The following is a 25,197-nucleotide window of genomic DNA, read 5'->3' on the forward strand; positions in this document are numbered from 1 at the left end:
GTTGTCGTCCTTACGTCAGTGAAAATGGTCATGCCCATTCGCGCGGACCGTCGCTGTCGAGTGCGCGGTCGAGGTAGAAGGCCGCGCTGATCAGCGCCAAGTGGCTGAAGCCTTGCGGGAAATTACCGAGGAAGCTGCCGTCCTGCGCGATCTCCTCGGCGAACAGACCGAGATGGTTGCCATGCGCGAGCAACTTCTCGAAGTTCAGCCGCGCCTCATCGAGCCGGCCGGCGCGCGCGAGGCATTCGACGTACCAGAACGAGCAGGCGACGAACGTTCCCTCCTGCCCCGGCAAGCCGTCGTCGATCCGGTAGCGATAGACCTGCCCGTCGTCGGACAAATCCTCGCCGATCGCCTCCAGCGTCGCGAGCCACTTGGGATCGGTCGCGCCGACAAAGCGGACCAGCGGCATCATCAGCAATGCGCCGTCGACCGCCTTGTCCTCGGGCGCATCGCCGATCGCGCGGACGAAGCGGCCGAGATCGTCGTTCCAGAAGTTCGCCCAGATATCGTCGTGGATCGCCGTCCGCGTCTCCGACCATCGGACCAGCGGCGCGGGGAGCGAACGCTTCTGCGCCAGCCGCACGGCGCGATCGACCGCGACCCAGCTCATCAGGCGCGAGTGGAGATAATGCTTGTTCGGTCCGCGGACTTCCCAGATCCCTGAGTCCGGCGTGTCCCACGTCTCGCAGACCTGATCGACGATCCGGCCGATCGCGACCCACGAGTCATGCGCGATCGGCTCGCCGTATTTGCTGCCGAGATAGGTCGCGTCGAGCAGTGCGCCGTAGATGTCGTGCTGCGTCTGGTCCTTCGCCTCGTTGCCGACGACGATCGGGGTTGCGCCCTCGAACCCGGCGAGGTCGAGCTTGCGTTCGTCGGCGATCTCGCCGCCATCGAGCGCGTACATCACGCCAAGATGGCCCTTCGAACACGCCTGTGCGCGGTCCATCGCCCAATGGAGGAAGCCGACCGCTTCGCCTTGGTAGCCGAGCCGGAGCAAGGCGTAGACGGTGAACGAGGAATCGCGGATCCACGTCGCGCGGTAATCCCAGTTGCGCACGCCGCCATGCGCTTCGGGCAGGCCGAAGGTGGCGGCGGCGGCGATCGAGCCGTGCTTGCGCGAGGTGAGCAGTTTCAGTGCCATTGCCGAGCGCTCGACGGTCTCGCGCCACCGGCCGCGGTAGCGCGACTTGCGGCTCCATGCGCGCCAATAGGCGATGTCCTTCTCGACGATCGCATCGAGCGCCTCGGTATCGAGCGAGACGTCGTCGGGGTTGCTGAGGATCAGCGAGACGGTGTCGCCTTCGTTGAGGTGGATCTCCGCCGTCAGGTCGCAACCGTCCGCGTTAAGCGTCGCTGCGCCGTGAACCGCGAGCGCGAGGCCGCTTTCGTGATCGAACCGCCCGCGCGATACGTCCGCCTCCGACGTCGTGACGGAGGCCATGCGTCCCATCACGCCATAGTCGAACCGCGGGGCGCAGCGGACGCGGACCGTCGCCGACCCGCGCGTGCAGGTCAGCCGCCTAACCAGTCGCGACGGCGCGTCGTCCTTGTCGTTGCCGACCGGCATGAGGTCGACCAGATCGACGCTCGCCGCGTTCGCCATCCAGCGGGTCAGCAGGATGTTGGTCTCGGGCAGGTACATCTGGACGATGTTCGCATCGGGCAGATCGGGCTCGACCGAGAAATGCCCGCCCTTGTCGCCGTCGAGCAACCGCGCGAAGACCGACGCGCTGTCGAGGCACGGCCAGCAGAGATAGTCGATCGTGCCCGCCGTATCGACCAGCGCGATCGTCTCCAGATTACCGATCGCGCCGTGGTCCGCGATCGATATGCCATGCTTATCCCCAAGGTCAGCCATTATCGCGGAAGCCGGGATACAGGCTCATGCCGCCATCGATCGTCAGCGTCGATCCGACGATATAGTCCGCCGCATCCGACACCAGGAACAGCGCCGCGCGCGCGACGTCCTCGGGGTCGCCGACGCGGCCGTAGGGGATCAGTTCGAGCAGCTTGTCCTGGTCGGCGGTCGCGTCCTCGTTGATTTCAGTCGCGATCGCGCCGGGAGCGATGCCGTTCACGCGGATGCGGTCGCCGGCGACCTCCTGCGCGAGCGTGCGCATCAGCATCCCGCTGCCGCCCTTCGACGCGGCGTAGTTGGCGTGGCCCGCCCAGGGGATCACTTCGTGCACCGAACTCATGAACAGGATCTTGCCGATCGACCGGCTGACGCCGCGGTCACCCTGCTTGCGGAACCGGCGGACGGCCTCGCGCGAGACGAGGAACTGGCCGGTCAGGTTGACGTCGATGACGCGCTTCCAGTCCTCCAGAGTCAGGTCGGCATAGGCAGCGTCCTTCTGCATGCCGGCGTTGGCAAAGACGATGTCGACCCCGCCGAAGCGCTCGACCATCTCGTCGAACAGCTTCAGCACCGCCGCCTCGTCCGACGTGTCCGCTTCGCACGCGAATGCCTCGCCGCCAGCCTGCTCGATCGCCTCGACCACCTCGCGCGCCTTGTTCGCGCTGCTGTTGTAGTTGACCGCAACCTTGGCGCCGGCCTTGGCGAAGGCGATGGCGGAGGCGCGGCCGAGCCCGGAGCTCGCGCCGGTGACGATCGCGGCCTGGCCCTTCAGGTCGATGTGCATGGCTGGTCTTTCGCTGGGGATTATCGCGGCTTAACGCGCGCCCTCCGGCATTTCTCCCTGCCCGCACCCGGCCGCCAATCTTGCTGATCTGGATTAAGTCATCGTTTCCGGTGCAACTCTTACGGCACGCCGCGCGCTTTGGGTCCTGAGTAGTTACGAGGACGGTACATGACCAAGACCATCGCCAAGGATACCGGCACGCCACCGCAGGGCGCCAAATTCGAGACGCAGATCGGCGAAGGCGGGGAGCTCCACCAGGTCGCCAGCGGCGACGGCGACGTGTTGACGACGCAACAGGGCATCCCGGTATTCGACGATCAGAACTCGCTGAAGGTCGGTGATCGCGGACCGACTTTGCTGGAGGACTTCCACTTCCGCGAGAAGATCTTCCATTTCGATCACGAGCGTATCCCCGAGCGCGTCGTCCATGCGCGCGGCTATGGCGCACATGGCACGTTCACGCTGACCGAGAGCCTGGAAGAGTTCACCAGCGCCGGCATCCTGACCGAAGTCGGCGAGAAGACGCCGATGTTCCTGCGTTTCTCGACGGTCGCGGGCAACAAGGGCTCGGCCGATCTTGCGCGCGATGTCCGCGGCTTCGCAGTGAAGTTCTACACCAAGGAAGGTAACTGGGACGTCGTCGGGAACAACATCCCGGTGTTCTTTATCCAGGACGCGATCAAGTTCCCCGACCTAATCCACGCCGCCAAGCAGGAGCCCGACCGCGGCTTCCCGCAGGCACAGACGGCGCATGACAATTTCTGGGACTTCATCAGCCTGACCCCGGAATCGATGCACATGGTCATGTGGATCATGTCCGATCGCACCATCCCGCGCGGTTTCCGCTTCGTCGAGGGTTTCGGCGTACACACGTTCCGCCTCGTCAATGCCGAGGGCAAGGGCACTTACGTCAAGTTCCACTTCAAGCCGAAGCTCGGTCTCCAGTCGGTCGCGTGGAACGAAGCGGTCAAGATCAACGGCGCCGATCCCGACTTCCATCGTCGCGACCTGTGGGACTCGATCGATCAGGGCAATTTCCCGGAGTGGGACATGGGTGTGCAGTTGTTCGACGACGAGTTCGCCGACAATTTCGAGTTCGACGTGCTCGATGCGACCAAGGTCATTCCCGAGGAGCAGATCCCGGTCCGCATCATCGGCAGCTTCAAGCTCGATCGTCTCGTCGACAATTTCTTCGCTGAGACCGAGCAGGTCGCATTCTGCACGCAGAACATCGTGCCGGGGATCGGCTTCACCAACGATCCGCTGCTGCAGGGCCGCAACTTCTCGTATCTCGATACGCAGCTGAAGCGCCTCGGCAGCCCCAACTTCACGCATATCCCGATCAATGCGCCGAAGATCCCGGTGAACAATTACCAGCAGGACGGCCACATGGCGATGCACGCCCGCAAGGGTCGTGCGAACTACGAGCCGAACAGCTGGGCCGGTACGCCGCGCGAGAGCCCATCAAAGGGCTACAAGCACTTCCCGTCGCAGGAGACCGGTCGTAAGGCGCAGGTGCGCTCGGCCACGTTTGCCGATCACTACAGCCAGGCGCGGCAGTTCTTCATCAGCCAGACCGAGATCGAGCAGAAGCACATCGGCGATGCGCTGACGTTCGAGCTGTCGAAGGTCGAGCGAGTCGATATCCGCGAGCTGATGGTCGGCCATCTGCTGAACATCGACGAGAAGCTGGCGAAGACGGTCGCGACCGGTCTCGGGCTCAAGGCGATGCCGCCAAAGGCGAAGGCTGCGGTCGAGACGCGGACCGACCTGCCGGCTTCTGATGCGCTCAGCATCCTGAAGAACACCAGCGGCAGCTTCGAGGGTCGCAAGCTCGGCATCCTTGTTACCGACGGGGCTCCGGCAGCGATCGTGCAGGCTCTGGTCGACGGGATCGTCGCGGCGAAGGCCACGTACGAGATCATTGCACCGAAGGTTGCCGGTGCGACGCTCGACGACGGGACGCTCGCGGAAGGCAAGCAGAAGATCGATGGCGCGCCGTCGGTACTCTACGATGCCGTTGCGATCGTCGTTTCGGCGGACGGGGCGAAGAAGCTGGGCAAGGACAAGACAGCCAAGGACTTCGTCAGCGACGCGTTCGGGCATGCCAAGTTCATCGGCTTCAATGCCGACGCGAAGCCGTTCCTCGAAAAGGCCGGCATCGAGGACGAGGACATGGACGACGGCGTGATCGCGCTGGGCGACAAGGGCGATGTCGACGCGTTCCTCAAGACGCTGGGCAAGCTGCGCATCTGGGACCGCGAACTGAACGTCGACCTAGACTCGTCCGCGTTCGAAAACCCCGAGGCGGCTTGATCTCTTCGTTCAAACCCGGGTCGTCGCCACCGTACGCTCAGCGTGCGGTGGCGATCGCCATTCCGGTCAAGAACGAAGACCAGTATCTGCTTGGCTGCCTCGACGCGCTGGATCGTGCGGCGGGGCGCTATGGCGGCAAGGTCGTCATCGTCGCGATGGCGAACGACTGCACCGATGGCACGATCGATATCCTGATGAACTGGCTGCCGGCGCATGCGACTCTCGCATGGTCGGCCGTTTCGCTTCTGCCGGGTGCGCGGCACGCCGGTTGGGCCCGGCGGCTAGCGCTTGACGCGGGGGCCGCGCTGCTCACGCATTATACCGATCTGCTGCTGTCGACCGATGCGGACACGAACGTCTCTGCGGACTGGATCGTGCGGATCGTTGCGCATATCGACGCGGGTAACGACGCCGTGGCCGGCCGCGCGCTGACGCTTCGGTCCGACCGTGCGAGCCTTGGCGCGGTGGCACGGCGGCGGCTCGATCAGCTCGGACGCTATTACACCGCGCTGGATTATCTCCGCGCGCGCGCCGAGACCGAACAGCATGATTCCTGGCCGCGCCATTTCTATGAGGGCGGCGCGAGTATCGCGGTGACCCATGCGATGTACCGCCGGATCGGTGGCGCCCCCACCCCGCCCGTTGCCGAGGACCGTGCGCTGTTTGACCGGATCCGGGCGCATGGCGGGCAGGTTCGGCACCCGCTCGACGTCCGCGTCTTCACGTCTTGCAGGATTACGGGACGAGCGCCGGGTGGCATGGCGGACGCGGTCGCGCGGTGGATCGACCAGCCGATCGATGCGCCGCTGCACGAGACGTACGCGGTGACGGCGGCGCTAAATCCTGCCTCCGCGAACCCGGGCGACCAGCTTAGTTTCGCGACATTGCCCGATGCGATCCGCGAGGCGCAGACGCTGATCCGCCTAACGCGCGTCTTTCAGCCGCCAGAGGTCGAGCCGATACGCTTCGTGCCGATCGCCGCGAACGACCGTGACGCGATCACCGAGCGCGGCGTGCAGTTCGGCGACGGCATCGTCTCCGCTTTTGGGATAGTCGGTCTCGCCGATCCAGTGGACCAGCATCACATACCCGCCTGACGCTGCCACCGAGCGGACGTACGCGGCCAGCCTGACGATGTCGGCGCTGTCCCAGTAATAGACCACTTCCGACAACAGGATCAGGTCGAACATACCTGCGGGAGCGTCTTCAGGAAGTCGGCGCTGCTCGATACGAATATGCGATTGGTCCGCACACCGTGCCCGCGCCGCCGCCACCGCAGTTTCGGAAACGTCGAACGCGAGCAACGTGTCGCAGCGTGCCCCGAGCCGCGCGGTCAGGACGCCGTTCGCGCAGCCGACCTCCAGCGCACTCTCGAACCGGTCCTTAGGCAAGACGGCCAATGTCTCGTCATACTTCGCCGCCTCGTACGGGCTGGTCTCGAACTCCCAGGGGTCGCCCTTGTCCTTGTAGAGCGCCTCGAAATATTCGGGTTCGATCGAGTGTTCACGGCGCATCGCGGGTCTCCAGCAACAGGGTGTTCGGCCGGTCCATCAGCCGCATCATAGCGTTGGGCAGCCGGAAGTTCTCGCGCGCGCCGACGATCCGCCCGCCGCGCTGGCTCCGGTGGCACGCCATCGCGCGACGCTGTCGGGGCCGTCCGGATGCCGTGGCGATCGACAGCACGCGCACGCCGCGCAGGCGCTTGGTCAGGTCGGGGACGGTCCAACCCCAGACGAGATACTGGAAGAGACGGCAATGCGCACGCCGTGCCACCGCCTCGGCGAGTGCGGCTGCGGCCTCGTGATCGCAATGCGGTTCGCCGGACCAAGTCACGGCGATCTGGCGGACGCCGCGAGCATTGCACCACGCGGCCAATCGATCGACGCTGCGCACGAACAGCGGATCGCCCTCTGATGCCGGCAACGCGTCGGGCCAATCGAGATAAAGCGCGTCCTGCTCGCCACCCAAGGCCTTCAACGCCGCCTGCGCCTCACCGCGTCTGAGCCCCGCGATCCGCTTTCCACTCCAACCCGGCGCATCCGGATGCGAACCCGAACCATCGGTCAGGAACGCGGTATGAACCCGGCCACCAGCTGCCGTTACCGAGGCGATGAACGCGCCGCAGCCGAGCGTCTCGTCATCGGGATGTGGCGCCAGCACAAGCCATGGCCCCTGCCCCGCCGCGGTCTGTGCCGACATCCGCCGTGCCCGCCGCGTGAGATTGCTCCAGGCATTGCCGCCCGGTGCTACCACCACCGATCGTCGCCCCAGCAATCATCCTCCAGCCACGCCGCCGCCGCCCGGTCGCGCGCCTGGTCCGGGACCGGCTGGCGTAGGTAGAGCCCGAGATCGCGCGTGATCCGGTCGATCCGGCTGGCCGCGAAGAACGATGCGGTGCCGACCGAGCGCGCCGCCGCCTCCATCGTCTTTAACCCCGCCCCCTCGACGATACCCCGCGTCATCAGCACGAAGGGGATCGCCTCCGCCGCCTGCGTCTCCGCAAGGTGCGCAGCGCGGCGAACCCACAGCCCTGCACTGCGCGTCTCGGTCAGACAGGTCGCAAACCGCGCGCGCTGGATCGCGTCGTCGCCCTTGCCGGTCGCGACGAGATGATCGCGCAGATGCCGAACCAGCGCCTCGATCGCGCCGAGCTGAACCGCGGTGAACCGCCACGCGCCGGCGCTGAATCGCGGTTCGGTCTCGTACACGTCGGGCGCACCGATCATCCCCTCCGGACCGATCAGCATGCCGGAGAAATCGAAGAGCCCGCTGCACGTCCCGCGCATCCCGCGCACCTGCCACCCGCTATTATCCGCACGTGCGGTTTCGCCCGCGATCGGCACGAGCACGAGTTGCTTGCCGCCAGTCGCGTCGCGCGCAGTCACCAGGATGCGGTCGAGATGCCCCGCCCCGGTCGCGAAACTCTTGCGGCCGTCGAGCACCCAACGGCCGGGCGCGGACTGCCGGATCGAGAGGCCGGGGGTCGGCTCGGTATTCCAGACACCGAACACGCGTCCGGCTGCGAGATCGTCCGCCAAGGCTGCCCGCTGCCCATCGTCGCCGTACGCCGAGACGAGTTGGGCCGCGTTCACATGCCCCTCGAATACGCGGCCAAGACTCAGGTCCGCGCCGCCGATCGCTCGCAGCACGTCGACCAGCGCATCGGTCCGCGCCGGTGTCGATACGTCGATGAATTCGGCTAGCGCCCCCGCTTCGTGCAGCGCCGCAACGCGGTCGGCCGGAAACGACTCCTCGCCGTTGCTGCGATCCCAGTCCGCCGCAAGCGCGCGGACGCTTTCCAGGACGGTCCAACCCTTTGGATGAACGGGCAATTGTGCCGGCGATAGTCTGGTCAGTGGATCGATCCCCGCGCGCTGCGGACCGTGCGATACGGCCGCTGTGCGACTAGAACGCCGGACCGCCACGAGCGTTGCGTAAATCGGCGCCGACAATGGTTAACCGCATCCGAATCCGTCCCGAACCTTTGGTTAACGCTTGCCCGGCATAACGGCGGAATCGGAAGGGAAGCAGTTCGATGGCACACAAACAGGATATCTTCGCGCTGGTCGGCAAGCGGATGTGCGCGTCCCCTAGCCATCACGATCTGACCGCGAGCTACGATCGGCCGCAGATCGCCGACCTCATCCGCAGGATCGACCGCGCGCTGCTGGATCGCCGCGCCGCCTGATCATCGCTTCAGTCGTCGGATTGTTCGGCGAAACCGATCGCCGCGGCATAGGCTTCGGCGGCGCGGATCTCGCGCGCATCCTTGAACGCGGCATGCGGCGCGGGCGCGACACCGGTCGCACGCAGGACCGCCCAGAGCGCAAACCGCCGTCCCGCCTCCCGCTCGGTCCCGAACGCGATCGACACGCGCTCGCGCCCTGCCTCCAGCGCCTCGGGGCTGAGCGTATCGATGTCGGTCGTGCCGAAGAAATGCTGCGAGATCGCGTCGAGGTCCATGGATCGGGCCTAGCCGACGCTCCGCCTCCTGCGCAATCGCACGCGCGCACGCGTCCACACATACCAGATCGGCACATCGCGGTGGTTGCGATCGTGACGCTCTCCGCTTAGACGCCGTCCTCCCGGTTCGCCGGGTCACGGCGTGGAAGAGTGTCCGAGTGGTTTAAGGAACTGGTCTTGAAAACCAGCGATGGGGTGACCCATCCGTGGGTTCGAATCCCACCTCTTCCGCCAATTGCCGACTGAACGCGGCCTACACGCGGCTCAGTTGGTCTTTTCGGGCGGCACGACCGGTAGCGGAAGCGGCGCGACCGGCACGCCCTCTTCGACCAGTGCCTTCGCTTCAGCGAGACTGGCCTGACCGTGGATCGTGACCTGCTTCTCCTCGCCGAGATGCATCGCGCGGGCGCGGTCGGCGAAGGCGGTGCCGACCCATTCCGACGATTCGAGCGCTTTGGCCTGTTGCGCGGCAAGCACCTTCATCGCGGCCTTCAAGGCCTCCGGGCTCGGCGGAGAGGGCTTCGAGTTGCTCTTCGACGGAATTGCGGGCGCCATGACCGCCTTGGTCACATCGCCATCGTTGCAGACCGGGCATTGCACCTGCCCCGCCTTGCGCTGGCTTTCATATGCCTCGCTCGATCCGAACCACGCCTCGAACACATGCCCGCCGCCGCATCTGAGGTCGAAGACGATCACGACAGGGTGGTAACGGCGGGGATCGCGCGCCGATGGGCGATCACCGGAATGCGGGACCGGACCTGCTCCACGCGAGCAGGGTCGATCTCAACGAAGGCGAGCCCTGCCGTCTCGTCCATGTCGAGGATCACGTCGCCCCAGGGATCGACGACCAGCGAATGGCCATAGGTCTCGCGTCCGTCCGCATGAATGCCCGTCTGCGCGGCTGCGACGACGTATGCGCCCGCCTCGATCGCCCGCGCGCGCAACAGGACATGCCAATGCGCGGCGCCGGTCGGGCGCGTGAAGGCAGCCGGAACCGAGAGGATCGTCGCGCCTGCATCGCTGAGTGCACGATAGAGATCCGCGAACCGCACATCGTAGCAGATCGACGGACCGAGGCGTCCTGCCGGCGTATCGATGACGATCGCCGCGTCGCCGCCGGCGTAGGCGGCGGACTCACGCCAGCTTTCGCCGGTCGGGAGGTCGACGTCGAACAGATGTATCTTGTCGTAGCGTGCGCGGATCGTCCCGGCCGCATCGATGACGAACCCGCGATTGGCGAACTTTCCGTCGGGCCGCCGCACGGCGAGCGAGCCCAGGTGAACCCAGACACCGGCATCGGCGGCTGCGGCACGCACGGCGGCGAGCACTGGGTCCGTATCCTCGGCGACGATCGAGGACGCGCCGCGAGACCGATCGCGATCGATCAGCCCGGACATTTCAGGCGTGAACAGGACCGACGCGCCGGCCTTTCCCGCGTCGTGAATCGCTTCGACGAGCGTCGCGGCGTTGACAGCGGGATCTATCCCGCTCGTCATCTGGAGAACGCCGATCTTCGCCATCAGGCGAGGAGTGCGTCGAGGCCGCCCTTCGCGTCGAGTGCGGCGAGATCGTCCGATCCGCCGATATGCTTTCCGTCGATGAAGACCTGCGGCATCGTCATGCGACCACCCGACCGCTCGACCATCTCGGCCTTTCTTGGGCCACCCATCGTGACGTCGAACTGCTCGGGCTCGACCCCCTTCGATGCGAGGAGCTTCAGCGCGCGCGTGCAATACGGACAGAACGCCTTGGTGTAGATTTCGACTTTAGCCATGCAGCGGGAAATGTGGTCTCGGTTTGCCGTTGTCAATCGTCCGACGCCGGCAAGACCCGCGCCCAGCAGAGGATCATGACCGATCGCGCACCCGCCTTGAGCAGCGCGCGCGTGCACGCGTCGGCGGTAGCGCCACTGGTGTAGACGTCGTCGACCAGGGCGATCGCCCTGCCCCGCACGCGGTCCCGCACAGGGACCGCGAACGCGCCCGACACCGCCTTCGCCCGCTGTCGTCCGCCAAGTCCGCGCAACAGGATTGTTCGCCTAGGCCGCGTCAGAACGGTGCGATCGTGACCTACCCCCGACAGCTTCGCGATGGCGTCGGCGATTAGCGCCGCCTGATTGAAACCGCGCGACCATATTCGCCAGCGGTGCAGCGGGACCGGCACGAGCAAGTCGACTTCGTCTGGCAGCAGGCGCCGCATCTGTCGGGCCATGGTCTCCGCAAAGGCGATACGACCGCCATATTTCAGACGCAGCGCCAGCGTCCGCGCGATCGGACCGTAAGCGACGGCAGCACGGACACCGGCATGACGCGGCGGATCGGCGAAGCATGCCGCACACCGCGCGTCGTCACCACGATCGAACGCGAAAGGTTGGTTGCAGCCGGAGCACCAGGGCGGCCCCAGGAACCGCAATCCGGTCCAGCAGATAGCGCAGAACCGATGATCCTCGGCAACCGGCGTGCCGCAACCGGCGCACCGTGGCGGCAAGGCGATACCGGCGATGAAGCGGAACGGGGCGAGTATCTTCATCAAGCTCCCCATGAGTGCCAGCCCTTGTCGGAGGCACGCGACCACGGCACAAGCGAAGACGTGTCCGATATCGTTTCAGAAAACTCCGCCCCCGAGATCTTCGACCGCGCCGCGCGCCGCGTTCGCCGAGACCGCGCCGCGCCGGGCTATGCCGAGCACGACTTTCTGCGCGCGACTATGCTGGACGGGATCGCCGAGCGGCTGGATGCGGTGACGCGCGACTTTACCGACATCCTCGATCTCGGCTGTTTCGATGGCGCCTTCGTCCCGCCGCCGGGCGCTCGCGTGGCCCGCTGCGATGCGGGGTTCGCGTTTGCTGCCCAGCCGGGGGGCGTGCAGGCAGACGAGGATCGCCTGCCGTTCGCCGATGCGTCGTTCGATCTCGTGGTAAGCGCCGGCGTACTCGATCAGGTCAACGACCTGCCCGGCGCGCTGTCGCTCATCCGCCGCGTGCTCCGCCCCGACGGCTTGTTTTTGGGTGCGTTCGTGGGCGCAGGAAGCCTGCCCGCGCTTCGCAGCGCCTTGAGACTCGCGGAAAGCGAGCGCCCAGCGGCGCGGCTGCATCCTCAGATCGACGTCCGCTCGGCCGGCGACCTGCTGATGCGCGCCGGGTTCGCTTTGCCGGTGGCGGATGTGGAGACGCTCGATGTCGGGTACCGCGATCTCGGCCGCCTATTTGGCGATCTACGTGGAATGGCGGCGGGTAACATCCTGGCCCAGCGCCAGCCTCTGGTGTCGGCGACGGTGGTACGGACCGTCGCTGCCTTCGCTAGCGCGTCGGACGATCGTGGCCGAACCCACGAGACATTCCAGATCGTGTTCCTGACCGGCTGGTCGCCGGACCCTTCGCAACCCAAGCCAGCGAAACGCGGCAGCGCGACTGCATCGCTCGGTGCAGCGCTAGGACGCCACGATCAAAGCGGCGCCTAGCCGATTACACCGTCGCCTTCGGCCCCGCGTGCCAGGATCACACCCATCGCGTCGAACAGCGAATCCATCGCGACCGGCTTGAAAATAACGTCGTCTGCACCCGCCGTCAGACAGCGCTCCCGCAGATCGGGCGCAATATCCGCGGTAACGACGATGATCGGCACCTTGGCTTTGGCATCCTGCCGGGCACGAATATGTTCGATCGCGGTGATACCGTCCATGCCCGGCATCCGCAGATCGACGAGGATCATCGCGAACTCCTGTTCATCGAGGATTTCGAGACCGCGTTCCGCGCTTTCAGCCTCGACCATCGATACGCCAGCAACGTCAAGCATATCCTTGACGACACGACGGTTCATCCGGTCGTCCTCGATGAACAAAACGTTCACCGCAACCCCCACTTAACATAGATCAAAGGAGGATATATCGTGGCCATATGCAGGCCTCTACGCCTCATGCAGCATGTGATACAAGGTCAGGATTCGCGCCGTTCGTCGATACCGATTCATCGAACATCATCGCAATTAGCGCACTCCCGCTCACCGGCTTCGCAACGACCCGCGTGATCCCCGTACGCAGCAATTCTTCACGCTCCTTCTCTGCAGCGACAGGCCATAGCAACGTCGTCTCGGTTCCCGAAATATACGCCGCTTCGGCAATCCGCGACAGTCCGCCCAGCGCGTCGCCGCTCGCGCGCACCGTCGCATCGTCGATCAGCACGCGCGCGACGTCCCCATCGGCAAGACGCGTGACCGCTTCGTCGACCGACGCTGCGGAGGTGATCAGGCCGCCGTGCGTTGCAAGCAAGGTCTTGAACATGCTGCGCGTGATCGGGTTGCGATCGACGATGAGCGTGCCCGGTCGCGAATCCAGTTCGATGACCTCTACCGCCTTCGTGTCGACGCGGACCAGCGGGAGGACCAGCGTGAAGGTCGCCCCCTGCCCCACGATGCTGCTGACGGACACGTCACCGCCCATGGCACGCGCCAGATTGCGACAGATCGACAGTCCCAAGCCAGTACCACCGAACTGTCGTGTCGTCCCGGCATCGGCCTGACGGAACGATTCGAAGATTTCCTCGATCTTGTCGGCGGGAATACCGATACCGGAATCGGTGACGCCGACACGCAACCGGTCGTCGTCGCCAACCTGGATGCTCAGCGCGACATGGCCCGTCTTGGTGAACTTCAGCGCGTTAGACAGGAGATTGAATACGATCTGCCGAACTCGCGCGGCGTCGCCCATGATCATTGCAGGGCAACCGCCAACGTCAACGGTGAAGGAGAGGCCTTTCGCGCGCGCCTGCTCTTCCCACATCCTCGCCGCGTCCTTTACTGTCGCGCAGACGTCGAACGCAGCAGCCTCGATCGTCAGGTTGCCGGTTTCCATCTTGGCGACGTCCAGGATATCGTTGACGAGCGCCCGCATCGTGATCCCGGCACCATGCACCACGCCAAGCCGATCGCGCATGTCCGCCGGAAGCGTCGGGTCCGCCAGCATCACCTGAGTCATGCCCAGAATACCGTTCAGCGGCGTCCGGATCTCGTGACTGGTCGTGGCCAGGAACTCGGTCTTGGCGGCCAGAGCCTTGCCCAATGCGCTGTTCGTCGTCGCAAGGTCGTCGTTGGCAGCACGTACCTGATCCCGGCTGCGACGGATCGTAACCAGCCCGATCGCCAGCAGAGCGATAACGACCGCGACCGCAGCCCCCGTCGCGATAAAGATATTCCGCTGCGTGCGGGCCTGCGTGCGCTCGAACGCGATACTGCGCTGCAGTTCGCTGGCCTTGAGCTGGCTGATCCTCAACTCCTGATTGGCGAAGTCGAACCGTGCCGCCATCAGCGCGGTCTTCGTGTCGGTGGCGAGCTTGGTGCCGGCGTCGTCAAGGCGTTTGAGGGCTTGAAGATGGACGAGTGCCGATGTTGGGTCGCCTGCCGCCGTGAAGATATCATAGGCCGTCAGATGAGCATCGCGGTACGCCGTGTCCGTTGTCGTCGGATTGATTCCCGCGAATGCGCTTTCGATCAGTCGGTGCGCGCGCGGTACGTCACCGTGCTGCAGCGCAGATTGCGCGGCGGTTGCGGCGAGACGTCCGGCCAGACTGGTATCGGCAGGGTCGGCAATCGCTCGTCCACTTGCAATGGCACGGTCCGCTATCGCCAAATTGCCCAGTGCCAACTGCACGCGAGCGATATTCATGTAGATGAGTTCTAGCAGGTTCTTGCTATTCAGCTGCTTCGCCAGATCGAGCGATTTCTTGAACTGAACAGCCGCCTTCTTGTACTGCTTATCTTGCGCGAGTACCAAAGCCCTGTTGTTGTAAATAGATACGGCAATATTCGCGTCGGCGTGATAAATATCCAGAGCTTGCTGATAATATCTATCCGCGGTGGCCGGATCTTTGGCCTCGGTATACAGCATTGCGATGAAGACCAGGGTGCGCGACTGTCCACGCAAATCCCCGAGCCTGCGATAAATCGCAAACGCTCGTTGATAATCGATCAAGGCACTGCCGGCGCGGCCTTGTGAACTGTCGAGCCAGCCCATCGAAATCAACAAATCGGCATGCAGCTTCGATTGCGGCTGAAACGTCTTTACCGCGGCAAGCGCACTGCGAATCGGTGCGTCGGCTCTGTCGGTATCGTTCGTCCGGAGATAGGATTCTCCCTGGAGCCATTGTGCAGTCGCGATCGCGACGCCGCGGGCGCTCCGATTGGTGATCTGCGCAGCAAGGTGCTCGGCAGCGACCGCTTTCGGCAATGCCTTGGCAGGATCGATCAACATCGTGGCATTCACATCGGCGACGGTAGCCTCGTACCTTGCGGCAACGATATCGCTATCCTGACCGGTATGGGATTGCGCGGATACCGCCGGGCCGATCGTTGACAAGACCACGGCAGCAGCAGCTACGATCCAGCGTCGTGCCATCGCGGTCAGGCGCGCTTCCAGACGGTCGCGAGCCGATTGAACGGCGCGCGCATATCCGCCGCCATGGCCTGATACTTACCATCGTCGAGAAAGTGAATCAGCGCATCGAGATTGATCGGCCGACTGATCAGGAAACCCTGGATCATGTCGCAGCCCATTACCGACAACAATGCCATCGCCGCCTGGCTCTCTACACCCTCGGCGACGACTTCCATCTCGAGCGCGTGCGCGAGATCGATCGTCGACCGGACAATCAGCGGGTCGCGATTCGAACTGGTGAGTTGCGTGACGAACAGCTTGTCGATCTTCAGTTCGCGTGCCGGTAACTGCTTCAGATATGCCAAAGACGACAAGCCCGCGCCATAGTCGTCGATCGCGATTACGATTCCGATATCCGCAAAGATCTTGAGATTTGCGATCGCACTTTCCGGATCACGGATCACCGACGTTTCGGTGATCTCGAACCCGAGTTGCGCGCCACTTGTCTGAACCAGCGCACAGGCGCGGCGAACGAAACCCTTGTCCGCGAGCAACGCCCCCGCGATGTTGATGAAGATGCGCAAGTCGTGACCGCTGGCGGCGAGTGCCTTCTGGTCGGCGATCGAACGACGGATCGTCCAAAGCGTCAGCGCGACGATATCCCGAGATTCCTCGGCCAAGGGAATAAAGTCGTTAGGCAATACGAGCCCTCGCGTCGGGTGATTCCAGCGGACCAGAGCCTCGACGCTCGTGACCTCCTGACGACGTAAGTGAACCTTTGGCTGGTATTGGAGGAACAGCTCCTCCTTTTCGATCGCACGCGTCAGGTCCAGCGACAGCTGGACACGATCCATCGCCGCTGGGGTTCCGGTCACGTCGCGCGCAATTGCGATGCGTTCGTCGCGCGCTTCTCGTAACGCGTGTTCGGCCTCCTCGATCAGCAGCACCTCGTCGCGGTGCGCAGACGCGGCGGCTGCGCCCAACTGAACGTGGATGACATAGGATTCGCCGTCGATGTCGAACGGTTCCTCGAACGCGACCTCCAGCGCGGCTATCGCGACGTCCAAGGCCAGCCGTGCCTCGCTCTCGAAGACGATTTCCGCCGTGTCGCGTCCCGCGACCATGATCCTGGCGTCAGGCAATGTATCAGCGATTCGCGCCGCCACGTCGACGATCAAAGTGTCCGCTCTTGAGCGTCCCAAGTGGCGGCGCAAGACGGAGAAATTCGAGATCTCGGCGAGCACGAGGAACCGCCACGAGGCTTGCGATGCCTTGAAAATGGCGCTGCGCGTACGCTCGACCGACGAGTCGACGTCCAGCAACCGCAGGGCCGCAAAGTGCGGGCTGGATTCGAACTGACCGTGCGGAATGTCCCTCATTCCTGACCCAATAGTCCGGACGCATAAACATACCCTTAAGCACGTAGCATGCACGCGCCCGACAAAGATGGTTAACAAATTACAAAGGTTATTGTTTAACGTCTCGTTAACCTATAATCCGGTCAGGCACCTCCTGGTGCCAATTAGGGAGAAAAACATGCTGAATCTTCTTATCGCGCTGGTTTACGGCCAGAACATTCGCCCCTGGTGAATGCCAAATCGGCTCGAACACTGACGCGTTGAATAAGAACGCGTTTCGGTGTTCGAGCCGACACTTTAGGGCGGCAATGCTTCAGCGATGCGACATCGCTGCCGCGATTCGCCGAGTGCCACTACGTCGTCGTGATTGCCGAGCGTCGTGACAGTACGAGCTTGCTCTTACAGATCCGGACAATGCCGTTTGTCACTAGCGTGATCGCGTACGCCGATTCGCGAAGCGTCCCTTACGCGGTAATGCCTTCCCGCCGCGCACGAGCCTGCACCGGGTTCGAGAACCTCATCGCATCATCGATCGAGCCGAACTTGAGCGCGAGCACGTCCAGGGCGTAGTTCTGGTTCAGCTTCCATGGTTTGCGCTCGCCCTGCGTCGGCAAAGCCGCAGCGGCGCGTTGGACGTACCCCGATGTGAAATCCAGGAACGACTCGCTCTTCATCGTCGGATCGTCGTTGAACGGCGTCGCCTGACGCAGGCCGCGCTTCTTCATCGTGTTCAACAGCCGGCACATGTAGATCGCCGTCAAGTCCGCCTTCAGCGTCCACGACGCGTTGGTGTAGCCGAAGGTCGAGGACAGGTTCGGCACGCCGTCGAACATCATCCCCTTGTACTGCAGCCGCCCGGCGAGTTCGATCGGCTTGCCATCGAGGCTGAAGGCGACCCCGCTCATCAATTGCAGTTCGAGCCCCGTCGCGGTGACGATCACGTCGGCGGGCAGGTCCTTCCCCGAATCGAGGTGGATTCCCTCGGGCGTGATCCGCGCGATCGTGTCCGTGACGATCGAGGCGGTGCCGGCGTTGATCGCGGTGAAAAGGTCGCCGTCGGGCACCAGGCAGACACGCTGGTCCCACGGATTGTAGCGCGGGGTGAAGTGCGTTGCGACGTCGTAGTCGGGGCCGAGATGGTCGCGGACCATGCCGATCATCCGCTCCTTCACGACGGCCGGCTTCTTTCGCGCCATCCGGTAGAAGAACATCCCCATCAGCACGTTCTTCCACCGCGTGATGCCGTAGGCCGCCTTTGCCGGCAGTTTGCCACGCAGCCAGTTCGCCACGCCGTCCTCGCCCGGCCGCGCGACAATATACGTCGGCGAGCGCTGGAGCATCGTCACGTGCGCAGCGGTCTTCGCCATCGACGGGACCAGCGTCACCGCCGTCGCACCGCTGCCGATCACGACGACTCGCTTGCCGCTATAGTCGAGGTCCTCGGGCCAGAATTGCGGGTGGACGATCTGCCCTGCAAAGCTCTCCGCGCCCTCGAACTCGGGCGAATAGGCCTTGGCGTAATTGTAATAGCCCGCGCACATCGAGAGGAAGTTGCAGGTCAGCGTCACCGGGCCGTCTGGGCCGGTGGCTTCGACCGTCCAGCGCGCGTCCTCGGTCGACCATGCCGCCGACTTCACGTGATGACCGTAGCGAATCTTCCGGTCGATGCCGTACGCTTGCGCCGTTTCCTCGACATAGGCACGGATCGAGGGGCCGTCGGCGATCGACTTGGCCGCGGTCCAGGGGTGGAAGACGAATCCTAGCGTGTGCATGTCCGAATCGGAGCGGATGCCGGGATAGCGGAACAGGTCCCACGTCCCGCCCATCGACTGCCGCCCCTCGAGGATCACGTAGCTGCGATCAGGGCAGCGCGTCTGCAGGTGGTAGCCGGTGCCGATCCCGGAAATGCCGGCGCCCACCACGATCACGTCGACATGTTCGGTCATGCTGCATCCTCGCGCCCCGGCGTTACGCCGTAGGTTTCATAACCGAACCTATCCTGTTGTGATCTTTACTCAATAGTCCTTCGTATATTTCACGCTCGCGCTCTGCCCGCCGCTCGATCCCGCGGCCGACAACAGGCTGAGCGCCTTGGTCAGCGCGATCTCGAGCTGGGTCGAGGTGAAGCCCTTCGCATCGGTCACGATCTCCACATAGATGTTCTTCGTGATGTACTTGCCCGCCGCGAGGCTGGTGCCACGCCCGGTCGCCTGATCGGCGCCGAGCACGCGCAACCGGTCGAACCCGGTCGCCGAGCGGAGCTTGCCGAGCGGGTTCAGACCGCCGCCGCCCGACCCGCGCAGCGAGTTCAGCGCGGACGCCAGCTGGATCGCCTCGGTCGCCGACAGATTGGCCGGGCTCGAGCCGAACAGCAGGCGGCTGAGCACCTCGTCCTGTGGCAGTACCGGCGTCGACGTGAACGCGATCTGCGGCTTCTGGCCGGTCCCGGTGACGTTGATGACGACGGTGATGTCGCTGGTGGTGGTGGTCGCCTGGATGTTGATATCCGGATCAGTCAGCGCGCCGCCACGGAAGCGGATCTGGCCCTTGTTCACCTCGAACCGCTTGCCCGAGAACGAATAGGTGCCGCGGACCACGTCCATGCCGCCGGTGACGATCGGCGCGGCGGATGTGCCGCCGATGTGCATGTCCATCTCCCATTCGGACTCGAGGCCCATGCCCGAGACGAACAGCTGGTTCGGCGCACGGACGCGGAGGTCGAGCTTGAACTTGCCGATCGCCGGGACGTCCGAGCGATCGGTCGAGACTGGCGTGCGGATGTCGCTCTTGCGACGAACGCCGGTCAGTTCCGGAACCTCGGCCTGGCCCTGACGGATGATCTGGTAGCGTGCCTCGGGGATCTGAAGATCGCCCTGGATCAGGCCGCCATCGCGCCCGTTGGTGAGGTGGACCGTGCCCGTGGTGGTGGCGCTGATCGCGTCGCTCTTGGCGAGCTGCGCATTGTTCAGCGTCGCGCGGATGTCGATCGGGAAGCCGCTGTCCGCCGCGAACCCGATCCTGCCCTGCGCCTGAACGGTGCCGTCGCCGGCCTTCGCGGTCAGCTGCGTCAGTTGCAGATCGGTGTTCGAGAACCGCCCGGCGATCCGCATCTGCGACAGCCGCGTGCCATAGGTCTCGTTGTCGTAGGTCAAATTGTCCGCGCGGACGACGCCGTTCAGCTGCGGCGCGGACAGCCGCCCTGAGAAGTCGGCGGCGACCGCGATCGGCCCCGACAGCTGCTGGTTCGGGATCGCGGCAAAGCTGAACAGCACCGCCGATGAGCCGTTATAGCGGATCCCACCCGACAGCGGCGCGGCCATCAGGCGCGTGCTCCACGAGCCGTTACCGGCCGGAAGCGGCCGGAGGTTCGCGACCATCCGGCCGATGACCGACGTTCCGCGACGCACCAGTGCACGACCGGTCGCACCCTCGCCGCCGAGCGTCCCGGCGAACACGATGTCGACGGGGTCGGAGACCGCAGCGAGACCCGAGCGGGTGAAGTTGGTGACAGTCACGCGTGCGTCTGCGGTCGGCAGTGCGGCCGAATTCGCCTGCGAGAAGTCGAGGCTGCCGGTCGCCTTGCCGCCGATGCCGAGGTTCGGGACCAAAGCGGAGAGAGTCGACAGGTCGAGGCGATCGAGGCGGACCTGTGCGTTCGTGCCGCGGCCGTAGCTGCCGGCAAGGCGCGCCGAGCCGCCGCCTGCGCCACCGAAGTCGATCCGGGTTGGGGATAGGCGGTATTCACCCTTAACCGCGTGTATGCGGGCCGGGTTGACGGTGCGGAAGTCGATGCCGTTCGCCTGGCCTTGGGCGGCTACGAGGTAGTTGTTCGGGGTGAGTTTGGCGTTGACCGCTAGGCGGAAGGGGACGCCGTTCGAGCCGGTCAGCAGCGCCTGTGCGGTGCCGTTGCCGCCGACGTAATTGACCTTCGCGCGTGCCGCGGAGAGCACGATCGCACCATAGCGCATATCCGCGATCTGCGCGTCGGCGACGATCTGCGGCGTTGGGGTCAGGACTGCGGTCGCACTGACGATCGCGCGGCCGATGGTGAAGTCGATCATCCCGGGGATCTTAGCGCCGTTGGCACGAGCCGCGACGTCGGCGCGCTGGTAGCCGCCCTGGTTGGCGAGGCGGACGTTGCCCGACAGGCCCTGCCCGGCGAACTGGAGCGCGCCCGCGAACGGGCCGGCCGCAGTCTGGACGATGCGGCCGCTGCCGACGATCCCGGCGAACACCACGCGGCGCACGTCGACTGCGAGTTGCGCGCCCGGCTTGACCAGCACGTCGGCGGTGAACGGGCCGTAGTTGGTGCCGCCGCTCGCGGTGACGGCATAGGCGCCGCCACGGCCGACGATCCGGGCGTTGAGGTTCACCAGCCCGACGCCGACGCCGGGACGCGGTGCACGCAGGACGACGACGGGGGCCGTCGCGCTGCCCGTCACGCGGGCGGACAACGGGCCATAGGCGGTCGAATATGCATCGGCGTTCACCAGCACGGCGCCGGTAGCAGGATCGAACCGGCCTTCGCCGCTGGTCACACGGAACTGTGGCGCGTTCATCCGGAGATTGCGGAAGGTGACGATGCCTTCGGGGCTGTAGCCGATGTCCGAGCGGACGATCGCGTTGCCGCCCAGGAAACTGCGCGCGCCTTCGTTGAAGATCTGCGAGGTCTGCGCGACGACGCGACCGGTAATCCCGAAGCCGCCCTTGGGCCCCGGTACCAGCTTGGCGTCGGTCGTCAGGTTGACGATGCCGATGCCGTCGACGCGGTAGTTGTTAATCCGCCCCTTCAGCGCGCCGGTGTAGCGCCCGGTCGACAGGTTCGCGACGACCACCGCGGTCGCGTCGATCTTGTCCGAGCGGATCTTGAGGTTGTCGGAGAGGACGTTGACGCCGGAGATCGCGAAGTCGCCGTCGATCGCGACGTTGGTCGCAAGGCCCCCGACCGCTGCGTTCAGCCCCGTCACGCGACGTGCGCGCGCCTTTACTGGCACCAGGATACGGTCCGAGTTCACGCGCGCGAGACCCTCGGCGTAGAGGTTCTCGACGCCCATGTCGCCCAACGCGATCGTCGCGGCGCGGACCTTGTAGTCGACCGTCGGCGTCGCGAACGCGCCGTCGAGGACGACGCGTGCCGTGACATCACGACCGCGCAGGTTCGGCAGGATGGCGCCGGGCGTCAGCAGCTTCGCGTTGACCGCGAAATTGCCGAACCGGCTGTTGGCGAGATCGATCAGGCCACCGGCGTCGACCGCGAGCGCGTCCGACTTCAGCGTCATCCGCGTGTCGGCCTTGCGGTCGTTGAGCGTGGTATCGATTGCCACGTCGAGTTGCGGCGACGTCAGGCGCTCGACCGGACCTTCGAGATACAGACCGGGACGCGTCGAACCGCGCACTTCGATATGACCGTTCTTCGCGGTCAGCCCGAGGTTGGCGAGTTGCCCGCCGCCGAGCGTCGCGACGGCGCGACCCTGCCACGAGGCCCAGCTGCCACTGCCATCGACGGTTGCCGTCAACGGTGCCTTGAACGACCCCATCGTCGAGACGACGCCACCGACCGGTGCAGTCAGCTTCAAATTGACGTCGAGCTTGTTCTGCTCAGGCACCGCGTCGAGTTTCAGCACGAGGCGATCGCCGCCGGCGATGCCCGGGCCAGTCAGCGCGGTCGCGTTGGTGGTCAGCTGCGCGCGCTTGTCGGCGATGTGGACCGCACCGTCGATCTTGACGATATGCGTCTGGCCCGTGACCGGCTTGGCGATCAGGAAACGATCGATCACCAGCCGGTTCACGTCGATGTCGAGATCGGGGAGCAACGGCGCGTTCGGGTCGGTCGGCGTCGCGTTGAGCACCGGGCGGCGCTGCAGCGTCACCAGCGGCGTGGTCAGCGAGCGCACGTCGACATGGTTCTTGGCAAACGCGAACGGACGCCAGTCGACGGCGAGCTTCGGGCTGGTCAGGAAGACGCCCTTGGGATCGGACACGCGCACGTCGCTGAGCGTCATCGCGCCGTAGATCGAGCCATCGATCCGGCCGACCTTGATGTTGAGGCCGGACGCGGTGGTGTAGCCACCGATCTGGTCGGCGACGAGGCGCCGGCCGGGATCGGTGTTGATCCCGAACAGCACGATCAGGACGAGCGCGACCAGGCCGACGACCAGGATCGCCAGCCATTTCAGGATACGCTGCCATAGCGGGCGACGTTCGACGATCACTGTTTCCTGCGTCGTCTCGACGTGCGGAGTGCCGTTTTCGGCCATCAGAATGCCTGCCCGATCGAGATGTAGAGGGCGATCTTGCCGTCGCCCTCGCGTGGGTTCAGCGGCGTCGCGACATCGAAACGCATCGGGCCGAAGCTGGTATAAAAGCGCCCACCGATGCCCGCGCCGTAGCGCAGCGACGACAGGTTCGGCGTGCTGCTCTCATAGCTGTTGCCGGCGTCGATGAACGGCACGATACCGAAATCGCCGAACCGGTAGCGGGCCTCGAGCGCGAATTCGTTGAGCGAGCGCCCGCCGACCGGATCGCCGTTGGGATCGAACGGCCCGAGCCGCTGATAGCCATAGCCGCGCACCGATCCGCCGCCGCCGCCGTAATAGCGCCGCGATGGTGCAAGATCGTCGCGGGAGACGCCCTGGATCGAGCCCGCCTTGGCGCGCCCGGCGATGACGATGCTGCTGGAGACGGGATAGTAGAACGTCCCCTCGATCATCGTCCGGATGTACGGCTTGACCGAACCCTGGACCGACGTCTCCGGGCTGAGGTTCAGCGTCAGGCGATACCCCTTGGTCGGGTTGAGCAAGCTGTCCGAGCGATCGAACTTCACCTGGCCCGGCAACGCGACGATGCCGTAAGTGCGGCGGACGTTCTCGCCGCGACCGAAATCATAGACGCTCTCGTTCGTGCCAACGAGTTCGCCGCCGTAATAATAGGTCAGCGGCTTTTGCCAGATCGGCGTGGAATCGTAGCTCCAGCGGACGCCGACGCTGGTCGTGAACGCGTCATAGGCGTCGTAATTCGAGTGATTCGCGCCGGCGGTCAGGCTGAACGTCTTGTCACGCTTGCCGGCGTTGGCGCGGCGGAACGTGCCCGACACGCCCTGCTCCTGCGTACCGGCGATGACCGAGGCGATCAGCGCGCCCTCGTACGGGAACAGGTTGCGGTGCTGCCACGTGCCTTCCGCGCGGAAGCCCTGTCCGGTCGAGAACCCGACATTGCCGCCTAGCGAGCGCGGCTTGCCCTCGCTCTGGCGGACCAGCAGGTCGACCTGCTCGGTGCCGTCGGGGTTGATCGTCCCGGTGCGGACCGGCTCGACCGACACCGTCGAGAACAGCGACGTCGCGACCAGCGCATCGCGCAGGTCATCGGTCATCCGGTTGTCGTAGAGTTCCCCCGACTTGAACCGCGGGAACAGGTTCAGATGCTCGAGGTTGAAGACCGGATCGCCTTCGGTGCGAAGCTGCCCGAACGACGACCGCGGGCCGGTATCGACAGGCAGCGTGTACGCGCCGGTCGGGGTCTGGTCGTCGAGCAGGATGTCGCGCTCGCCGACCTTGACGAACGGATAGCCCTGCTGGGGCAGCGTCAGGCTGACATTCGCCTCCGCGCCCTGGATCCGTGCGGCCTCGATCGGATCGCCGACCTTCAGCGGCAATTGCGTACGGACGAGGTCGGGCGGGGTCGTCGCGTCCGCCTTCACGGTGATCGATGACAGCGAATACAACCGGCCGGGTTGTGCGCTGACCGTCGCCTTCAGCCGCGCGGGCTTGGTCTTGTCGGCGTCGGGGATCGTCTCGATCGTCGAGATCGCGGTCGCGTCGTAATAGCCGAGCGACTTCAGCAGCCGCACCGCGAGCGCCTCGTCCTCACGCGCGCGCGCCGCGACCTGCGTGGCGTTCGCCGCCTTGCCCTTGCCCTCGGCGAGCGCGGACAGTGCCTTGTATTCGCCTTCGAGCCCGTCGCCCGCCTTGTCGAGCCCCTTGGTCGCGGTCTCGTAGCGGATGTCGGGCGCGTCCTTGTCCTTGATATCCGCCGCGGTCTGGAGCGGGGTCGTGTCGAAGCTCGACAGCGGGGTCAGCGGCTGCGCGAGTTGTGGATCGCTCGGGCCGGTCGGCGGCAGGACGTCGCCCGCCAGCGTTGTCGCGGGGGTCGCCGCGGTGGCGGGCGTCGCCGGTGTTTGCGTCGACGGAGCGGGCAGCGGCGTCATCGCTTCCAACGGCGCGTTCAGGTCGCCGCTTAACGGCGGCAGGGCGCTGTCGAACTCGGCGTCCGGCACGATCGGCGCGTCGGAACGCGGATCGTTCGACTGCGGCTGGTCGCTCGGCTTGGGCGCGTCGGGACCCTTGGCCGGGGCGGTACCCGGCTTCACCAACTGCGCGGAACCGACGCCCGCGAATCCCGTTGTCGACGCTACCAACGCCAGAGCGAGCCAATGATGCCGGCTGTTAGAAGCTGTCACACGATCCCCTTTACAGGCAGCGATCGTGCTCGATTCACCCCCATCTTCGTCCACGTAACGCACATAGGACGGCTTGGTTTCACAAAAATTA

General features: G+C 65.2%; 19 protein-coding genes, 1 tRNA gene and 1 pseudogene. 5 read left to right on the plus strand and 16 right to left on the minus strand.

Annotated elements, in window-relative coordinates:
• Positions 1-28 precede the first annotated feature (28 nt).
• Positions 29-1,864, minus strand: a complete 1,836-nt coding sequence (locus AC1ME3_RS17695) for a glycoside hydrolase family 15 protein (protein WP_480954216.1) — start codon at positions 1,862-1,864, stop codon at positions 29-31.
• Positions 1,857-2,648: an SDR family oxidoreductase gene (locus AC1ME3_RS17700; protein WP_480954217.1), complete on the minus strand. Its 792-nt coding sequence runs from the start codon at positions 2,646-2,648 to the stop codon at positions 1,857-1,859. Before AC1ME3_RS17700 ends, AC1ME3_RS17695 begins: the two co-directional genes overlap by 8 nt.
• 168 nt (positions 2,649-2,816) lie before the next feature.
• Here AC1ME3_RS17700 and AC1ME3_RS17705 point away from each other — a divergent pair, with 168 nt between their 5' ends.
• Together AC1ME3_RS17705 and AC1ME3_RS17710 are read left to right on the plus strand one after the other, a co-directional pair.
• Positions 2,817-4,964 carry a catalase gene (locus tag AC1ME3_RS17705; protein ID WP_480954218.1) on the plus strand — a complete coding sequence of 716 codons (2,148 nt, stop codon included), beginning with the start codon at positions 2,817-2,819 and terminating at the stop codon, positions 4,962-4,964.
• Between the two features lie 47 nt (positions 4,965-5,011).
• Positions 5,012-5,377: pseudogene (locus AC1ME3_RS17710) on the plus strand (glycosyltransferase); the annotation flags it as partial.
• Positions 5,378-5,887: 510 nt separating this feature from the next.
• On the opposite strand, the gene AC1ME3_RS17715 reads toward AC1ME3_RS17710, so the two are convergent.
• From AC1ME3_RS17715 to AC1ME3_RS17725, 3 genes are read right to left on the minus strand one after another with little or no spacing between them, the layout of a single operon-like run.
• Complete coding sequence (locus AC1ME3_RS17715) at positions 5,888-6,478, minus strand: SAM-dependent methyltransferase (protein ID WP_480954219.1); 591 nt, start codon at positions 6,476-6,478, stop codon at positions 5,888-5,890.
• The gene (locus tag AC1ME3_RS17720) at positions 6,468-7,220 is read right to left on the minus strand and encodes a PIG-L deacetylase family protein (RefSeq protein WP_480954220.1); all 753 of its coding nucleotides are present in this window, start codon (positions 7,218-7,220) and stop codon (positions 6,468-6,470) included. The genes AC1ME3_RS17715 and AC1ME3_RS17720 overlap by 11 nt, the downstream gene beginning before the upstream one ends.
• Complete coding sequence (locus tag AC1ME3_RS17725) at positions 7,211-8,296, minus strand: acyl-CoA dehydrogenase family protein (RefSeq protein WP_480954221.1); 1,086 nt, start codon at positions 8,294-8,296, stop codon at positions 7,211-7,213. Before AC1ME3_RS17725 ends, AC1ME3_RS17720 begins: the two co-directional genes overlap by 10 nt.
• Before the next feature lie 203 nt (positions 8,297-8,499).
• On the opposite strand from AC1ME3_RS17725, the gene AC1ME3_RS17730 reads away from it, so the two are divergent.
• Complete coding sequence (locus AC1ME3_RS17730) at positions 8,500-8,652, plus strand: hypothetical protein (protein WP_156348872.1); 153 nt, start codon at positions 8,500-8,502, stop codon at positions 8,650-8,652.
• A gap of 8 nt (positions 8,653-8,660) precedes the next feature.
• On the opposite strand, the gene AC1ME3_RS17735 is transcribed toward AC1ME3_RS17730, so the two are convergent.
• Entirely contained in the window at positions 8,661-8,927 is a 267-nt protein-coding gene (locus tag AC1ME3_RS17735) for a hypothetical protein (protein ID WP_480954222.1), read from the minus strand.
• A gap of 144 nt (positions 8,928-9,071) precedes the next feature.
• Here AC1ME3_RS17735 and AC1ME3_RS17740 point away from each other — a divergent pair.
• Positions 9,072-9,161: transfer RNA gene (locus AC1ME3_RS17740), tRNA-Ser, on the plus strand.
• A gap of 30 nt (positions 9,162-9,191) precedes the next feature.
• Here the strand turns inward: AC1ME3_RS17740 and AC1ME3_RS17745 are convergent.
• The 4 genes from AC1ME3_RS17745 to AC1ME3_RS17760 are packed head-to-tail and all read right to left on the minus strand — an operon-like array spanning position 9,192 to position 11,456.
• Complete coding sequence (locus AC1ME3_RS17745; protein ID WP_480954223.1) at positions 9,192-9,623, minus strand: DUF1178 family protein; 432 nt, start codon at positions 9,621-9,623, stop codon at positions 9,192-9,194.
• Positions 9,620-10,447, minus strand: coding sequence for a carbon-nitrogen hydrolase family protein (locus tag AC1ME3_RS17750; protein WP_480954224.1), 828 nt, complete (start codon positions 10,445-10,447; stop codon positions 9,620-9,622). The genes AC1ME3_RS17745 and AC1ME3_RS17750 overlap by 4 nt, the downstream gene beginning before the upstream one ends.
• The gene (gene grxC, locus AC1ME3_RS17755) at positions 10,447-10,701 is read right to left on the minus strand and encodes a glutaredoxin 3 (protein ID WP_480954225.1); all 255 of its coding nucleotides are present in this window, start codon (positions 10,699-10,701) and stop codon (positions 10,447-10,449) included. Before grxC ends, AC1ME3_RS17750 begins: the two co-directional genes overlap by 1 nt.
• Before the next feature lie 32 nt (positions 10,702-10,733).
• Positions 10,734-11,456 (minus strand): ComF family protein, encoded by a 723-nt coding sequence (locus tag AC1ME3_RS17760; RefSeq protein WP_480954226.1) that lies wholly within the window; start codon positions 11,454-11,456, stop codon positions 10,734-10,736.
• Between the two features lie 24 nt (positions 11,457-11,480).
• On the opposite strand from AC1ME3_RS17760, the gene AC1ME3_RS17765 reads away from it, so the two are divergent.
• Positions 11,481-12,386 carry a class I SAM-dependent methyltransferase gene (locus AC1ME3_RS17765; protein ID WP_480954227.1) on the plus strand — a complete coding sequence of 302 codons (906 nt, stop codon included), beginning with the start codon at positions 11,481-11,483 and terminating at the stop codon, positions 12,384-12,386.
• Here the strand turns inward: AC1ME3_RS17765 and AC1ME3_RS17770 are convergent.
• The 6 genes from AC1ME3_RS17770 to AC1ME3_RS17795 all read right to left on the minus strand — a co-directional run bounded on the left by AC1ME3_RS17770 (position 12,383) and on the right by AC1ME3_RS17795 (position 25,106).
• Positions 12,383-12,775, minus strand: coding sequence for a response regulator (locus AC1ME3_RS17770; RefSeq protein ID WP_056063121.1), 393 nt, complete (start codon positions 12,773-12,775; stop codon positions 12,383-12,385). The genes AC1ME3_RS17765 and AC1ME3_RS17770 overlap by 4 nt on opposite strands.
• Positions 12,776-12,839: 64 nt before the next feature.
• Complete coding sequence (locus AC1ME3_RS17775) at positions 12,840-15,314, minus strand: ATP-binding response regulator (RefSeq protein WP_480954228.1); 2,475 nt, start codon at positions 15,312-15,314, stop codon at positions 12,840-12,842.
• Positions 15,315-15,319: 5 nt separating this feature from the next.
• The gene (locus tag AC1ME3_RS17780; protein WP_480954229.1) at positions 15,320-16,750 is read right to left on the minus strand and encodes an EAL domain-containing protein; all 1,431 of its coding nucleotides are present in this window, start codon (positions 16,748-16,750) and stop codon (positions 15,320-15,322) included.
• Between the two features lie 365 nt (positions 16,751-17,115).
• Positions 17,116-18,597 carry a flavin-containing monooxygenase gene (locus AC1ME3_RS17785; RefSeq protein WP_480954230.1) on the minus strand — a complete coding sequence of 494 codons (1,482 nt, stop codon included), beginning with the start codon at positions 18,595-18,597 and terminating at the stop codon, positions 17,116-17,118.
• Positions 18,598-18,666: 69 nt separating this feature from the next.
• The gene (locus AC1ME3_RS17790; RefSeq protein WP_480954231.1) at positions 18,667-22,908 is read right to left on the minus strand and encodes a translocation/assembly module TamB domain-containing protein; all 4,242 of its coding nucleotides are present in this window, start codon (positions 22,906-22,908) and stop codon (positions 18,667-18,669) included.
• Positions 22,908-25,106 (minus strand): autotransporter assembly complex protein TamA, encoded by a 2,199-nt coding sequence (locus tag AC1ME3_RS17795; RefSeq protein ID WP_480954232.1) that lies wholly within the window; start codon positions 25,104-25,106, stop codon positions 22,908-22,910. The genes AC1ME3_RS17790 and AC1ME3_RS17795 overlap by 1 nt, the downstream gene beginning before the upstream one ends.
• Positions 25,107-25,197 lie beyond the last annotated feature (91 nt).

This window comes from Sphingomonas sp. BL2, from assembly GCF_056680015.1.